Here is a 14,825-nt window from a genome sequence, read left to right as displayed (position 1 = left end):
CGCTTCAAAAAAGAAAAAGGCTTGCCGGAGCAAGCCTTCAGGAAGGTGGGGATCAGGCTTGCTGGCGATGCTGCTTTTCCAGCTTCTTCTTGATCCGGTCGCGCTTGAGCTGCGACAGGTAGTCGACGAACAGCTTGCCGTTGAGGTGATCGAATTCGTGCTGTACGCACACCGCCAGCAGGCCTTCGCATTCCAGTTCGAATGGCTTGCCGTCGCGGTCCTGGGCCTTGACCCGGACACGCAGCGGACGGTCAACGTTCTCGTAGAAGCCCGGTACCGACAGGCAGCCCTCCTGGTACTGGCCCATGTCATGGGTCAGCTCTTCGACCGACGGGTTGATGAAGACGCGCGGTTCGCTGCGGTCTTCGCTGAGGTCCATGACCACAACCTGCTTGTGCACGTTCACCTGGGTAGCGGCCAGGCCGATGCCAGGGGCTTCGTACATGGTTTCAAACATGTCGTCGATCAGCTGACGCAGGGCGTCGTCGAACTCCGTCACCGGTTTGGCGAGGGTGCGCAGGCGCGGGTCCGGGAATTCGAGAATGTTCAAGATGGCCATAAGGTCAGGCAGTCACTGTGCGTTCGGTTGAAAACTGAGCACACATAATAAAGGGAAACGGGGATTTCGGCACCTGGCAAGCTCGTCTAGGGTGACTATGGGCTTGATAGCCCCCAATCAATGGACAGCTTTTCAAAGTGTTACTCACAGAGTTATCCACAGGTTGTGCCACGTAGATGGCCCTGTTTCGATCAAGGACGATCCCCATGCCCAGTTACCATTCGTCGCTCTGCCCGCCTGCTGAACTGGAGGCCCGATTACGCCTGCATCGCTTGCCCGAGACAGGATTGCGACGTTTTCGCACCTTGCTGGATGCGTTCGGCAGCGCCTCTAGTGCGCTTAGCGCTCCCGGTTCGGCCTGGCGAGCGTTGGGCATCCCCCAAGCCACCATCGATGCCCGGCGCAGTGCCGAGGTACGCGAGGGCGCGCTCGCCGCAATGGCCTGGTTAGAGCGCCCTGGCCAGCATTTGCTGATGTGGGACGGCCCAGACTACCCAGCCTTGCTGGCAGAAATCGACGATGCCCCGCCGCTGCTTTTTGTCGCTGGCGAACCTGCCTTGCTCGATCGTCCTCAGCTGGCGATCGTGGGCAGCAGACGTGCCACACCCCCGGCGCTCGACACCGCCCGGGCATTTTCCCGTTACCTCGCGCAGGCTGGTTTCACCATTACCAGCGGGCTGGCGGTAGGTGTCGACGGTGCCGCTCATCGGGCCGCGTTGCAGGCTGGCGGCGGCACGATTGCCGTGCTCGGTACGGGCTTGCAAAAACTTTATCCACAGCGCCATCGGGACCTTGCGCAGGCGATGATCGACAACGGCAGCGCGCTGGTTTCCGAGTATCCCCTGGATGCCGGGCCGCTGCCTGGCAACTTCCCACGGCGCAACCGCATCATCAGTGGCCTGTCGCTAGGTGTACTGGTGGTTGAGGCGAGCCTCGCCAGCGGCTCGCTGATCACGGCGCGCCTGGCCGCAGAGCAAGGCCGTGAGGTGTACGCCATTCCGGGCTCCATTCATCACCCGGGGGCCAAGGGCTGTCACCAGCTGATTCGTGATGGGGCGCTGCTGGTGGAAACTGTGGAGCAGATCCTGGAAAGCTTGCAGGGTTGGCAGAACCTGCCGCCTGCGGTTGTGGACAGATTCGACCACCCCCTGCTCGCCCTGCTGCATGCCGCCCCCCAGACCAGTGAAAGCCTGGCCCACTGCAGCGAGCAGCCGCTGGCCGACGTGCTGGCGCAGTTGACCGAGCTGGAGCTGGAAGGCCGGGTCAGCAATGAAGCCGGGCGTTGGTTTGCCCGCGCGGGCTAAGTACACTGCTCACATGCAAGGTATATAGGCGGAGAAACAGCAATGGTGAGCAGTTTTCGTGTGCAACAAGCCGCACGTGAGATCCGGGCAGGCGCGGTGATTGCCTACCCGACGGAAGCGGTCTGGGGCCTGGGCTGCGACCCATGGAACGAGGACGCGGTGTATCGCCTGCTGGCGCTGAAGTCGCGTCCTGTGGATAAAGGGCTGATTCTGATCGCTGACAACATCCGTCAGTTCGACTTCCTGTTCGAGGACTTCCCCGAAGACTGGATCGACCGCATGGGCAGCACCTGGCCGGGGCCGAACACCTGGCTGGTGCCGCACCAGGACCTGTTGCCCGAGTGGGTGACCGGGCAGCATGACACGGTGGCGCTGCGGGTCAGTGATCACCCGGTGGTGCGTGAGCTGTGCGCGCTGGTGGGGCCGCTGATTTCCACCTCGTGCAACCCTGGCGGGCGCCCGGCGGCGAAGACCCGCTTGCGGGTTGAGCAGTACTTCCATGGCCAGTTGGACCTGGTGCTCGGTGGTGCGCTGGGCGGGCGGAAGAACCCGAGTGTGATTCGCGACCTGGCAACCGGCGAAGTCGTTCGCCCGGGTTGATACCAATCCACAGGCCTGGCTCGGGACTCGTGCCCCTGTGGGAGCGGGCGCGCCCGCGAAGAATACAACTCGGTGCCTGGCACGGGCTTCGCCCGTGTTCGCGGGCATGCCCGCTCCCACAGGTCCGGGCCTAGCCACCGCAGATTTTTCTGATTTTGTCTCGAATGGTTGTCCGGTTTGAGGATTGGGAAATATCCTACGACCCGCGTCTCCTTCCATCACCTTCTAAGTGGGAACCTCTGCCTCTAGGCTCTATCCGTCGCCGAATAACTTGGCGATCGGGTGTGGTAGCCCGGATGCATTTTTTCCATGACAGTCTATGGTGGCTGTGCGTGGGAGGCTTTCGAGCCTGCCTGGATTGGAAAATGCCCGGGTCTACCACCTCGCGTACAGTCGCCACCCATTCACGTGGTAGTGAGGGTTGGCGGCCTTGAGGAGCATTTTCCAATGATGAAGAAAATAGTCCCCGATCCACCTCTCCCATGCACCTCCACCCGCCCCTTCGGCCGCTGCGATGCCGGCCACGATCCACTCTTCACCGTCAACCCAAACATTTCTGCCGAGGACGCTCTGGTCCACGTAGCCCTGTACCTGCGCAGCGCTTACGAAACCGGCTACAAAGCTTTGGACTACATGCGTGAAGAAGGCCGTGGCATGTTCTGGTCGAACCTGCATGCGATTGAGATGGCAGAGGGTGTGATCGAGGCGATACTCGATGGCATCGAGTCGACGCCATCGCCGTCACGCCCAGGCTCCAAGGCATAGTGCTGCTATCGAGGCCGACGCAGTACCTGTGGGAGCGGGCTTGCCCGCGAACACCGGCAAAGCCGGTGCCATCCATTGCGGTGGCTTCTTCGCGGGTAAACCCGCTCCTACAGGGAATGTGTGTGGCTCAGGGGATTAGTACAGTCGATCCTACAGTCCGCCGCGCCGACAGCTCTGCCTGCGCCTTGGCCGCCTCGCTCAGTGGATACCGCTGCTGGATATCCACAACCAGCTTCCCGCTCGCAATCATCGCAAACAGGTCATCGGCCATGGCCTGGGTGTTCTCGGCATTGTTGGCATAGGTGGCCAAGGTCGGCCGGGTGACATACAGCGAGCCCTTCTGCGCCAGGATCCCCAGGTTCACCCCGCTCACCGCACCGGAAGCGTTGCCAAAGCTCACCATCAGCCCACGCGGGCGCAGGCAGTCCAGCGAGGTCAGCCAGGTGTCGGCACCCACGCCGTCATACACCACCGGGCATTTCTTGCCGTCGGTCAGCTCCAGTACGCGCTTGGCCACATCTTCATGGCTGTAGTCGATGGTCGCCCATGCCCCCAGCGCCTTGGCCCGTTCGGCCTTCTCGGCAGAGCTCACGGTGCCTATCAGCTTGGCGCCCAGGGCCTTGGCCCATTGGCAGGCCAGCGACCCTACACCACCGGCTGCGGCATGGAACAGGATCACATCGCCCGCCTTCACTTCATAGGTCTGCTTTAGCAGGTACTGAACGGTCAAACCCTTGAGCATCACCGCTGCCGCCTGCTCGAAGCTAATGGTGTCCGGCAGCTTGACCAGGTTGGCTTCCGGTAGCGTATGAACCTCGCTGTAGGCGCCCAGCGGGCCGCCGGCATGTGCCACACGGTCTCCTACCTTCAATCGGGACACGCCTTCGCCCACGGCCTCTACCACACCTGCCGCTTCGGTACCCAGGCCAGAAGGCAGGGACGGCGGCGCATACAGCCCGCTTCGGAAGTAGGTATCGATGAAGTTCAGGCCGATCGCATGGTTACGCACACGCACCTGCTGTGGCCCGGGCGGGGTGGGTTCGAATTCCACAAACTGCAGCACTTCCGGGCCGCCATGCTGGCTGAACTGGATACGCTTGGCCATCTCGCACTCCTGTAGTCGGGATCGGGAAAGGCCTTCTATCGGACGCCTTTGCTTGGTCGTCGTCAACTGCGGCGCGCGCGCTGGCGGTGGTATGCTACGCGGCGAATTCTTCCCTGCCCGTTCCTGGTGACCCGATGACTAGCCGCACCGAGGCCGTGAAAGCCTACCTGCTCGACCTGCAAGACCGCATCTGCTCTGCCCTCGAAACAGAAGACGGCGGTGCCCGCTTCGTCGAGGACGCCTGGGTGCGCGAAGCCGGTGGCGGGGGCCGCACGCGGGTTATCGGTGAGGGCAACGTGATCGAAAAAGGCGGGGTCAACTTCTCCCATGTGTTTGGTGCCGGCCTGCCGCCGTCGGCCAGTGCCCACCGCCCCGAGCTGGCAGGCCGTGGCTTCGAAGCCTTGGGCGTGTCGCTGGTGATACACCCGCACAACCCGCATGTGCCGACTTCCCACGCCAACGTTCGCTTCTTCATCGCCGAAAAGGAAGGTGAAGAGGCCGTATGGTGGTTCGGCGGCGGCTTTGACCTGACGCCATACTATGGCAACGAAGAAGACTGCGTTCACTGGCACCGAGTGGCCGAGCAGGCCTGCGCGCCGTTTGGCGCCGATGTGTACCCACGCTATAAGGCCTGGTGCGACCGCTACTTCCACCTCAAGCACCGTGGTGAGCCACGTGGTATCGGCGGCTTGTTCTTCGATGACCTGAACGAGTGGGACTTCGACACGTGCTTCGCCTTCATCCGCGCCATCGGCGATGCCTACATCAACGCCTACCTGCCGATCGTCCAGCGCCGCAAAGACACGCCTTACACCCCGCAACAGCGCGAGTTCCAGGAATACCGCCGCGGCCGCTACGTGGAGTTCAATCTGGTCTACGACCGTGGCACCCTGTTCGGCCTGCAATCCGGTGGCCGTACCGAGTCCATCCTCATGTCGCTGCCGCCTCAGGTGCGCTGGGGCTACGACTGGAAGGCTGCACCCGGCAGCGAAGAAGCGCGCCTGACCGAGTATTTCCTGCAGGACCGCGACTGGCTCGGCCAGTAAGCCTGTGGATAACCAAGGAGCCGTCATGGACCAGTACGTCGTTTTTGGTAACCCCATCGGCCACAGCAAGTCGCCGCTGATCCACCGCCTGTTCGCCGAGCAGACCGGTCAGGACCTGGAATATGCCACGCTGCTGGCGCCACTGGACGAGTTCAGCGACTGCGCGCGCGGCTTCTTCAAGCAAGGCAGTGGCGGCAATGTCACCGTGCCGTTCAAGGAAGAGGCCTACCGCCTGTGCGACAGCCTGACCCCGCGTGCCCGGCGCGCTGGCGCAGTGAACACGCTGAGCAAGCTGGCTGATGGCACCCTGCAGGGCGACAACACCGACGGCGCTGGCCTGGTGCGCGACCTGACGGTGAATGCCGGGGTCGAGCTGGCGGGCAAGCGCATTCTCATCCTCGGTGCCGGTGGCGCCGTGCGCGGCGTGCTGGAGCCTATTCTGGCGCACAAGCCGCAGTCGCTGGTGATTGCCAACCGTACCGTGGAAAAGGCCGAGCAGCTGGCGCGCGAGTTCGATGAACTGGGGCCGGTGGTGGCCAGCGGGTTTGCCTGGTTGCAGGAGCCTGTGGATGTAATCATCAACGCCACCTCGGCGAGCCTGGCCGGGGAGTTGCCGCCTATTGCCGACAGCCTGGTCGAGGCGGGTCGTACGGTTTGCTACGACATGATGTATGGCAAGGAGCCGACGCCGTTTTGCCAGTGGGCTACCAAGCTGGGGGCTGCCAAGGTATTGGATGGACTGGGGATGCTGGCTGAGCAGGCGGCTGAGGCCTTCTTTATCTGGCGTGGCGTGAGGCCGGATACGGCGCCGGTGTTGGCTGAACTGCGCCGGCAACTCGCTCGGGGCTGAGATGGCCGGGGCCGCTTTGCGGCCCTATCGCGACACGAGGCCGCTCCCACAAAGTAAGTCGTACGCCGATCCTCTGTGGGAGCGGCCTCGTGTCGCGATGGGCTGCAAAGCAGCCCCAGGACCCAACCTCATTCCTCAAACCGGATCGGGCACAACTCCACCCCTTCCAGCTTCTGCAACTCCTCGATCACTTGGGGCCTGGCCCGGTGCAAGGTCAAACTCCCCCCCAATCGCCGCAACCTTCGTGCCTCACGGTGCAACATATCCACACCCGAGTAATCGATGAAATTCACCTGCCGGGCATCGATCACTACATGCGGCCCTTGGCAGCGCTGCAAGCGCACCTGCAGGTAATGCGCCGCACCAAAGAAAATCGACCCACCTACCCGCAAGACATCCGCGTCCCCTTCACGGCTTTGTTGGATCCGTGGTCGTGAGGTGCGCTTCAAATAGAAGAACAGCGAAGCCAGCACCCCGGCATAGATGGCTGTCTGCAGCTCCAGCAGCAATGTCGCTGCAGCTGTCAGCGCCATCACCAGAAACTCCGAGCGGCTGACCCGGAACAATGCACGGATCCCTCGGTGGTCCACCAACCCCCAGCAGATCAGCAGAATGCTGCCGGCCATGGCCGGTATCGGCAGGTGCGCGATCAGGCCGGCGCCGGTCACGGCGAACAACGCCACCCACAGCGCTGAAAACACCCCGGCCATCGGTGAACGGGCGCCCGCCTCGTAGCTCAGGCCCGAGCGGGTGAAGGAGCCGGCAGACAGGTAACCAGAGAAAAATGCACCGGCAATGTTCGACAGGCCCTGTGCGCGTATTTCCTGGTCCGGGTCGATCAGCTGTTCTGAACGTGCCGATAGCGAGCGGGCAATCGACAGGCTGGTGACCAACCCCAGCATGCCTACCGCCACGGCGCTGGGCAGCAGACGCAGCATGAGCTCCACGTCCAGCAAAGGCAGCGGGCTGAAAGGCGGGAGTTGCCCTGTGAACGCTGCCACCCGCGGCACATGGCCAAAGAAGCCCGGCAACAGCCAGGCCAGCAAGCTGACCAGGATCAGGCTTATCAACAGGCTCGGCCAGCGTGGGCGCCAGAGCTTGAAGGCCACGCCGATCACTACGGTGGCCAGGCCCAGCAGCAAGGAAGGCAAGTCGACCTCGCCTGCGTGGCTGGCCAGGTCTTGCACGGTCTTCAGCGCGGTGGCCTGGCTGGGCAGGGCCATGCCCAGCAGGTTGGGTAGCTGGCCCAAGGCAATGACGATGGCGGCACCCAGCGTGAAGCCGAGCACCACGGAATGGGAGACGAAGTTGACCAGCGCGCCGAAGCGCAACAGCCCGAGCAGCAGCTGGAAAATGCCGCCAAGGAAGGTCAGCAGCAACACCAGCGTGATGTAGTCAGCGCTACCGGCCACGGCCAGCGGGCTGATGCTGGCGTAGAGCACGATGGAAATGGCAGCGGTCGGGCCGCAGATCAGGTGCCAGGAAGAGCCCCACAGGCAGGCGATCAGTACCGGCACGATGGCGGCGTAAAGCCCGTATTCGGCGGGCAGGCCGGCGATCAGGGCGTAGGCGATGGATTGCGGCAGGGCGAGGATGGCGCCGCTCAGGCCTACCAGCAGGTCCTGGCGCAGGCTGCGGCCCGATTGGCGGGGAAGCCAGCTGAGGAAGGGCAGCAGTAAAGAGAGGCGATGCATGGGTTATTCACAATCCTTAAGGGGTCGCCAAGCCCTGTGGGAGCGGGCATGCCCGCGAAAAAGCCAACGCGTTGCTTGGCACCGGCTTCGCCGGTGTTCGCGGGCGCGCCCGCTCCCACAGGGTTGGTGTGTTGCTTTGTGAGATTACAGTTTGGCTTTGACGGCCTCCAGGGCATCACCATCGGCCCTGGTGGTAACCCCGGCCAACCACCCATCCAACCGTTCAGGATGCGCTTTCACCCAGGCCTTGGCCGCTTCATCGAAGCTGATCTTCTTGTCCACAACCTCTGCCATGATGCTGTTTTCCATGTCCAGTGTGAACTTGAGGTTACCTAGCAGCTTCGCCGCATTCGGGCAGGCTTGTGGATAACCCTTGCGGGTCAGCGTGTATACCTCGCCCTTGCTGCCGAACCATTTTTCACCACCGGTCAGGTAATGCATTTTCAGTTTCACGTTCATCGGGTGCGGGGTCCAGCCAAGGAAGGTGATGAATTGCTGCTTCTTCACCGCCCGGTCGACCTGAGCCAGCATCGCCTGCTCGCTGGACTCCACCAGCTTCCACTGGCCGAGGTTGAATTCATTCTCTTCGATGATTTTCTTGAGTGACAGGTTGGCCGGGGCGCCGGAGCCGATTCCGTACAGCTTTTTGTCGAACTGCCCGGCGTGTTTTTGCAGGTCAGCGAAGTCCTTCACCCCGGCATTCCACACATAGTCGGGCACTGCGAGGGTGAACTCGGTTCCCTCCAGGTTGCGCGACAGCTGCTGCACATCGCCGTTGGCGATGAACTTGTCATGGAAGCCTTGCTGCGCCGGCATCCAGTTGCCGAGGAAGGCGTCAACCTGGCCGTCCTTGAGGCCGCCGTAGATGATCGGTACGGCCAGGCTGTCGATCTTCACCTGGTAACCCAGGCTTTCCAGTAACAGGCGTGCCACGGCATTGGTCGAGGCAATATCACTCCAGCCGGGGTCGGCCATTTTCACGGTACTGCATTGCGCATCGCTGTCTGCGGCGTGGGCCGTGGTGGCGCTCAGGGCCAGGACGAACACGGCGGCGGAGAACTTGTGCATGGCGGCCTCTCTTCTCAATCCAGGGGGGCGGGCTGTGGATAACGTGCCTTGCGCTCGAGGTCATCGAGATCGATGTGGTTGCGCATGTACTGTTGGCTGGCGTCCACCAGTGGTTGGTGATCCCAGCTTTTCAGCTTGCCGATGGCCAGCGCTTCGGCCACCAGCCGGCGGCGGCGCTGGCTGGCCAGCACCTGCTGGCGCAGGCTGGGGATGTCCCAGCGCTGTTGTGCTTCATCGACAAATGCCTGCAGCAGCACCTGGTGGTCCGGGCTGCCGGTGAGGTTCTCCCGCTCGTGCGGGTCGCGGCTCAGGTCATAGAGTAGGCATGGGTCGTCTTCGCTGTACACGAACTTGTAGGGCCCGCGGCGGATCATCATCAGCGGGCCGACGGTGCCTTCGGCCATATACTCGCCGATCACCTCGTCGTGACCGCCCTGCCCTTGCAGGTGGCCCAGCAGTGAGCGGCCGTCCAGATGCAGGTCTTTATCCACAGCGCCGCCAGCCAGTTCGACCAAGGTTGGCAACAGGTCGCAGGTCGACACCGAGGCAGTGACCCGGCCCGCTGCGAAGCGCTTCGGCGCATGGATCAGCAGCGGCACCCGCGCCGACATTTCGAACCAATGCATTTTGTACCAGAGGCCACGCTCGCCAAGCATGTCGCCGTGGTCGCCGGAAAACACGATCAGTGTGTCATCGGCCAGGTTGCATTCCTCCAGGGTCTGCAGCAATTGGCCAATATTGTCATCGATATAGCTGCAAGCGCCGAAGTAGGCGCGGCGGGCGTCGCGGACCTTGTCCACAGGCAGCGGCTTGTTCCACAGGTCGTAGACTTTCAGCAGGCGCTGGGAGTGCGGGTCGAGTGCTGCCTGGCTGAACTCGGCACGGGGCATGGGGATATCCACACCTTCGTAGCGGTCCCAGTAGCGTTTGGCAATGGTGTAGGGGTCGTGCGGGTGCGTCATCGAAACGGTCAGGCAAAATGGCCGGCCATCGTTTTCGCGCACATGGTCGTACAGGTACTGGCGCGCCTTGAACACCACCTCCTCGTCGAAATCCAGCTGATTGGTGCGCACGCACGGACCGGCCTGCAGCACCGAGGACATGTTGTGGTACCAGCTTGGACGCACATCGGGTTCGTCCCAGTTCACCGCCCAACCATAGTCGGCCGGGTAGATGTCGCTGGTCAGGCGTTCTTCGTAGCCGTGTAACTGGTCCGGGCCGCAGAAGTGCATCTTGCCCGACAGCGCGGTGCGGTAGCCCAGGAGACGCAGGTAATGGGCGTAGGTCGGCACATCGGCAGGGAAGTCGGCCGCGTTATCGTAGGCGCCAATGCGGCTGGGCAACTGACCGCTGACCAAGGTGAAGCGTGATGGCGCGCACAGTGGGCTGTTGCAGTAGGCCGAGTCGAACACCACGGCTTGCTCGGCCAGGCGGCCGAGGTGCGGCATCTGGATGGGCGAAGGGCCGTAGATGGGCAGCAAGGGCGCGGCCATCTGGTCGGCCATGATGAACAGGATATTCGGACGCGTCATGGTGGCTCCCATCGTTGAGGGTTATGCGAACTGCTTGCCTACAAAGATGCGACTGTGGATAACATGGGTAAAGCCCATGGCGGGCAATGACTGGGATTAGCCAAGCTTATGTTTGACCACCTTGCCGGATTGTCGCTGGATACCCTGCGCGTATTCGAGGCTGCTGCACGCCTGCGTGGCTTTACCGCTGCGGCGCTGGAGTTGGGTACCACGCAGCCGGCAGTGAGCCAGCAGGTGAAGCGCTTGGAGGCACAGTTGGGCACGCGCCTGTTTGACCGCATTTACCGGGGCATCGAGCTGACCGAGGCTGGCCAGGTGCTGTTCGAACAGGTGCATCAGGGGCTGCAGGCCATGGATGACGGTATTGCCCAGGCCAGCGGGCGCGGCCAGCGCGAAGTGCTGCAGGTCGCCACCGACTTTGCCTTTGCGGCGTTCTGGCTGATGCCAAGGCTGCAGCGCTTTCATCAGGCTTATCCACAGGTGGATGTGAGCCTGGTGACGGGTGAGCGCAGCCAGGGCATGTTGCGCCCGGACATCGATGTGGCGGTGCTGTTTGGCGATGGACGCTTTCACCAAGGAGAAAGCCGCTGGCTATTCGATGAGGAAGTGTTCCCGGTGTGCAGCCCCCATTTGATTCATGGCAAAGCCTTGTCAGCTGTGGCTTTGCAACGATTGCCGCTGCTGCATCTGAAGGGCGAGCAGGCCAGCCGCTGGTTTGACTGGGCGGGGGTATTTCGTGGGTTTGGTGTGGACAGCCCAGCGCCGGCGGGGCAGTTGCGGTTTGATAACTATACCTTGCTGATTCAGGCAGCGATTGCCGGGCAAGGGGTGGCGATTGGCTGGGCTCACCTGGTGGATGGATTGGTGGAGCAAGGGTTGCTGTGTCGGCCGCTGGAGGGGAGCTTGCGCTCGGAACGCGGCTATTACGCAGTTTTGCCGCCGCGCAAGCGGCGTGGGGCGTTGATCGAGCGGTTCGTGGATTGGTTGGAGCAGGAGCGCAGCCTTTGAGATCTTGGGGCCGCTTTGCGGGCCATCGCGACACAAGGCCGCTCCCAAAAAGACACTGCGTACGCCGGCCCATGTGGGAGCGGCCTTGCGTCGCGATGGGCTGCGCAGCAGCCCCGGCAATCTAGACCACGAAGTTCAGATGCTCGCCCCGGTGCAAGTCCAGCTCCAGCATGTCCACCATCCCCGCTGCGATCCTGGCCAAGCGCCGCAACGGCTCAGTCAGCCCAGGCTCCAGCGTCCCTTCGGTATTGCGAAAATGCTCCATGCCCAACCCGGCCAGTTCCTGCGGTGCATTGATCAGCGTCCAGTGCAACGCACTGCGCTGCAACCCATCAACCACTTGGGCCACGCAATCCCGCTCCATCTCGCTGTACTTGCTCGGCTCATCCAGCACATCGAAATCGCCCACAAGCAGCAGCCGGCGTATAGTCGTATGCGCAAGCCCCGCCACCAGCGCCTCGCTCAAGCGTGCCTGCCCTGGCAGGTCACCCGGCGCCAGCGCTGGTAACAGGGCGATCACCGCCGAGCCGCCCGCTGCGCCCTGCTCCGCCTGGTGGGCATCACCCAGCCCCCCTATCTTGAAGTGCAGGCCCGGGCGCGGCGAATGGCGGTTGAGGTCGTCGACCACGGCGATGACTTCGTGCTGGCGCGACAGCAGCTCGACCATCAGGGCATTGCCCAGGCTGCTTTCAGGCCCGAACAGGACCAGTTTGAACACTGGGGTTTCGGCGTTTTTCACTGCATCACTCCCGTTGCAGGTGGTGATGGTTGGACCGCAATCAGGAGTTATCGTGCAGAGGATCAAGGGTTACCACGCCCACGTTTATTACGACGCAGCCACCATGGAGCAGGCCCGGGAACTGTGCGAGGAGGCGGCGCGGCTGTTCCCCGTGACCATGGGGCGCATGCACCAGAAACCGGTTGGGCCGCATCCGGACTGGAGTTGCCAGCTGGCGTTCGGGCCCGAAGTGGTGGGGGTGGTATTGCCTTGGTTGGCGCTGTACCGCAAGGGCCTGGTGGTATTCATGCATCCGGAAACCGGGGATGAACTGGCGGATCACCGGGATCATGCGATCTGGATGGGGGCCGTGCGGCCCTTGAATCTGTCGATTTTTGGGGGCTAGGCGGGGGTAGCCTGTGCTGGCCTCTTCGCGGGTGAACCCGCTCCTACAACGATAGCGCAGAGCCAGAGGGTGGCGCTGGCCCCGTAGGAGCGGGTTTACCCGCGAAGCAGACGACGCGGTTTAGCGGCGTGCGCCACGCACCCCTTCAGCCAATGCCGAGCACAGGCTCAATACATCGGTCACCGCCTGATCGGCGCTTTGGGCTTGGGCGATCTTGTCGACCAGTGCCGAGCCCACCACCACGCCATCGGCCAGGCGGGCAATGTTCGCAGCCTGTTCCGGCGTGCGAATGCCGAAGCCAACGCTGATCGGCAGATCGGTATGCCGGCGCAGGCGGGCAATGGCTTCGGTCACATGCTCGGTGGTCGCCGAACCGGCACCGGTCACACCAGCCACCGACACGTAGTAGACGAACCCGGAGCTGCGCTCCAGCACGCGCGGCAGGCGCGCGTCGTCGGTGGTCGGGGTGGTCAGGCGGATGAAGTCGATGCCTGCAGCCTGGGCCGGGGTAGCCAGTTCGGCGTCGTGCTCTGGCGGAAGGTCGACGATGATCAGGCCATCGACGCCCGCGGCCTTGGCTTGAGCCACGAACGTGTCCACACCAAAGCGGTGGATAGGGTTGTAGTAGCCCATCAGCACGATCGGCGTGGTCTGGTTATCCACACGGAATTCGCGAACCATCTGCAGGGTCTTGGCCAAGGTCTGACCAGCCTCAAGGGCGCGCAGGGTGGCCAGCTGAATGGCCACGCCATCGGCCATCGGGTCGGTGAACGGCATGCCCAGCTCGATCACGTCGGCGCCAGCAGCCGGCAGGCCCTTGAGGATCTGCAACGAGGCGTCGTAGCCCGGGTCGCCAGCTGTGACGAAGGTGACCAGTGCCGAGCGGCCTTCGGCCTTCAGCTCGGCGAAGCGTTGTTCAAGACGGCTCATGCGTGTTTCTCCTGGGCGGCCATGTGGTTCATGACGGTTTGCATGTCTTTGTCGCCGCGGCCCGACAGGCACACGACCATCAGGTGGTCCTTGGGCAGCTTCGGTGCGCGCTTGATCGCTTCGGCCAAGGCGTGGGAGCTTTCCAGGGCTGGAATGATGCCTTCCAGACGGCAGGTTGCGTGGAATGCATCCAATGCTTCGTCATCGGTGATGCTGACGTACTCGACGCGCTTCACCTCATGCAGATAGGCGTGCTCCGGGCCGATGCCCGGGTAGTCCAGGCCTGCGGAAATCGAGTGGGCATCGGTGATCTGGCCGTCTTGGTCCTGCAGCAGGTAGGTGCGGTTGCCGTGCAATACGCCCGGTACGCCGCCGTTCAGGCTGGCGGCATGCTTGTCGGTGTGTACGCCGTGGCCACCGGCTTCAACGCCGATGATCTGCACGCTCGGCTCTTCGAGGAATTCATGGAACAGGCCCATGGCATTGGAGCCGCCGCCGACGCAGGCAACCAGGCTGTCTGGCAGACGGCCTTCCTTCTCTTGCAACTGGGCACGGGTCTCTTTGCCGATGATCGACTGGAAATCGCGGACCATGGCGGGGTACGGGTGTGGGCCAGCCACGGTGCCGATCAGGTAGAAGGTGTCTTCGACGTTGGTAACCCAGTCACGCAGGGCTTCGTTCATGGCGTCTTTCAGGGTGCCGGTGCCGGCGGTAACCGGCACGATCTCGGCGCCCAGCAGCTTCATGCGGAACACGTTCGCCTGCTGGCGCTCGATGTCGGTGGCGCCCATGTAGATCACGCAAGGCAGGCCGAAGCGCGCGGCGACGGTGGCGGTGGCGACACCGTGCATGCCGGCGCCGGTTTCGGCGATCAGGCGCTTTTTGCCCATGCGCTTGGCCAGCAGCACTTGGCCGATGCAGTTGTTCACCTTGTGCGCGCCGGTATGGTTGAGCTCTTCACGCTTGAAGAAAATCTTCGCCCCGCCGCAATGCTCGGTCAGGCGCTCGGCGAAGTACAGCGGGTTGGGGCGGCCGATGTAGTCGCGCTGAAAGTAAGCCAGCTCTTCAAGGAACTTGGGGTCTGCCTTGGCCGCTTCGTATTCGCGGGCCAGGTCCAGCACCAGTGGCATCAGGGTTTCGGCCACGTAGCGGCCGCCGAACGAGCCGAACAGGCCATTGGCGTCGGGGCCGGGGCGGTATTGGGACTGGGTCATGGGGCGCTCCAAGGCGTAGTGAATGA

15 protein-coding genes are annotated in these 14,825 nt (G+C 63.0%); 7 read left to right on the top strand and 8 right to left on the bottom strand.

Annotation, left to right across the window (positions count from 1 at the left end):
• Nucleotides 1-52: 52 nt before the first annotated feature.
• Complete coding sequence (def, locus tag BJQ17_RS00570) at nt 53-559, bottom strand: peptide deformylase (RefSeq protein WP_003253111.1); 507 nt, start codon at nt 557-559, stop codon at nt 53-55.
• 206 nt (nt 560-765) lie between these two features.
• On the opposite strand from def, the gene dprA reads away from it, so the two are divergent.
• From dprA to BJQ17_RS00555, 3 genes are all read left to right on the top strand, one after another.
• Nucleotides 766-1,863 carry a DNA-processing protein DprA gene (gene dprA / locus BJQ17_RS00565; protein ID WP_019750121.1) on the top strand — a complete coding sequence of 366 codons (1,098 nt, stop codon included), beginning with the start codon at nt 766-768 and terminating at the stop codon, nt 1,861-1,863.
• 42 nt (nt 1,864-1,905) lie between these two features.
• Nucleotides 1,906-2,463, top strand: coding sequence for an L-threonylcarbamoyladenylate synthase (locus tag BJQ17_RS00560; protein ID WP_003253107.1), 558 nt, complete (start codon nt 1,906-1,908; stop codon nt 2,461-2,463).
• A gap of 447 nt (nt 2,464-2,910) precedes the next feature.
• Nucleotides 2,911-3,228, top strand: coding sequence for a hypothetical protein (locus BJQ17_RS00555; RefSeq protein ID WP_014859479.1), 318 nt, complete (start codon nt 2,911-2,913; stop codon nt 3,226-3,228).
• A 127-nt stretch (nt 3,229-3,355) separates the two neighbouring features.
• Here the strand turns inward: BJQ17_RS00555 and BJQ17_RS00550 are convergent, their stop codons facing one another.
• On the bottom strand, nt 3,356-4,333 hold the full coding sequence (locus BJQ17_RS00550) for an NADPH:quinone reductase (protein ID WP_003253102.1): 978 nt from the start codon (nt 4,331-4,333) through the stop codon (nt 3,356-3,358).
• A gap of 134 nt (nt 4,334-4,467) precedes the next feature.
• On the opposite strand from BJQ17_RS00550, the gene hemF reads away from it, so the two are divergent.
• Together hemF and aroE are read left to right on the top strand one after the other, a co-directional pair.
• Nucleotides 4,468-5,379: an oxygen-dependent coproporphyrinogen oxidase gene (gene hemF, locus BJQ17_RS00545; protein WP_003253100.1), complete on the top strand. Its 912-nt coding sequence runs from the start codon at nt 4,468-4,470 to the stop codon at nt 5,377-5,379.
• A 25-nt stretch (nt 5,380-5,404) separates the two neighbouring features.
• On the top strand, nt 5,405-6,229 hold the full coding sequence (aroE, locus tag BJQ17_RS00540) for a shikimate dehydrogenase (protein WP_003253098.1): 825 nt from the start codon (nt 5,405-5,407) through the stop codon (nt 6,227-6,229).
• A 128-nt stretch (nt 6,230-6,357) separates the two neighbouring features.
• Here the strand turns inward: aroE and BJQ17_RS00535 are convergent, their stop codons facing one another.
• From BJQ17_RS00535 to betC, 3 genes are all read right to left on the bottom strand, one after another.
• On the bottom strand, nt 6,358-7,923 hold the full coding sequence (locus tag BJQ17_RS00535; protein WP_070095362.1) for a SulP family inorganic anion transporter: 1,566 nt from the start codon (nt 7,921-7,923) through the stop codon (nt 6,358-6,360).
• Nucleotides 7,924-8,067: 144 nt separating this feature from the next.
• Nucleotides 8,068-8,991, bottom strand: coding sequence for a choline ABC transporter substrate-binding protein (gene choX, locus BJQ17_RS00530; protein ID WP_070095361.1), 924 nt, complete (start codon nt 8,989-8,991; stop codon nt 8,068-8,070).
• A 14-nt stretch (nt 8,992-9,005) separates the two neighbouring features.
• Nucleotides 9,006-10,523 (bottom strand): choline-sulfatase, encoded by a 1,518-nt coding sequence (gene betC / locus BJQ17_RS00525; RefSeq protein ID WP_070095360.1) that lies wholly within the window; start codon nt 10,521-10,523, stop codon nt 9,006-9,008.
• A 108-nt stretch (nt 10,524-10,631) separates the two neighbouring features.
• On the opposite strand from betC, the gene BJQ17_RS00520 reads away from it, so the two are divergent.
• On the top strand, nt 10,632-11,531 hold the full coding sequence (locus tag BJQ17_RS00520) for a choline sulfate utilization transcriptional regulator (protein WP_070095359.1): 900 nt from the start codon (nt 10,632-10,634) through the stop codon (nt 11,529-11,531).
• A 121-nt stretch (nt 11,532-11,652) separates the two neighbouring features.
• On the opposite strand, the gene BJQ17_RS00515 is transcribed toward BJQ17_RS00520, so the two are convergent.
• Entirely contained in the window at nt 11,653-12,270 is a 618-nt protein-coding gene (locus BJQ17_RS00515; RefSeq protein WP_070095358.1) for an NAD(P)H-binding protein, read from the bottom strand.
• 52 nt (nt 12,271-12,322) lie between these two features.
• Between BJQ17_RS00515 and BJQ17_RS00510 the strand changes: the two genes are divergently transcribed.
• Nucleotides 12,323-12,655, top strand: a complete 333-nt coding sequence (locus BJQ17_RS00510; RefSeq protein WP_003253084.1) for a DOPA 4,5-dioxygenase family protein — start codon at nt 12,323-12,325, stop codon at nt 12,653-12,655.
• Between the two features lie 120 nt (nt 12,656-12,775).
• Here BJQ17_RS00510 and trpA read toward each other — a convergent pair whose 3' ends face one another.
• The gene (gene trpA / locus BJQ17_RS00505) at nt 12,776-13,585 is read right to left on the bottom strand and encodes a tryptophan synthase subunit alpha (protein ID WP_014859484.1); all 810 of its coding nucleotides are present in this window, start codon (nt 13,583-13,585) and stop codon (nt 12,776-12,778) included.
• Nucleotides 13,582-14,799 (bottom strand): tryptophan synthase subunit beta, encoded by a 1,218-nt coding sequence (gene trpB, locus BJQ17_RS00500; RefSeq protein WP_004575268.1) that lies wholly within the window; start codon nt 14,797-14,799, stop codon nt 13,582-13,584. Before trpB ends, trpA begins: the two co-directional genes overlap by 4 nt.
• Nucleotides 14,800-14,825: the final 26 nt, after the last annotated feature.

The organism is Pseudomonas sp. NBRC 111139 (assembly GCF_001753955.1).
Classification (GTDB): Bacteria; Pseudomonadota; Gammaproteobacteria; order Pseudomonadales; family Pseudomonadaceae; genus Aquipseudomonas; species Aquipseudomonas alloputida.
The sequence above is the reverse complement of the archived record's forward strand: the minus strand, read 5'-3'. Positions and strand labels throughout refer to the sequence as shown.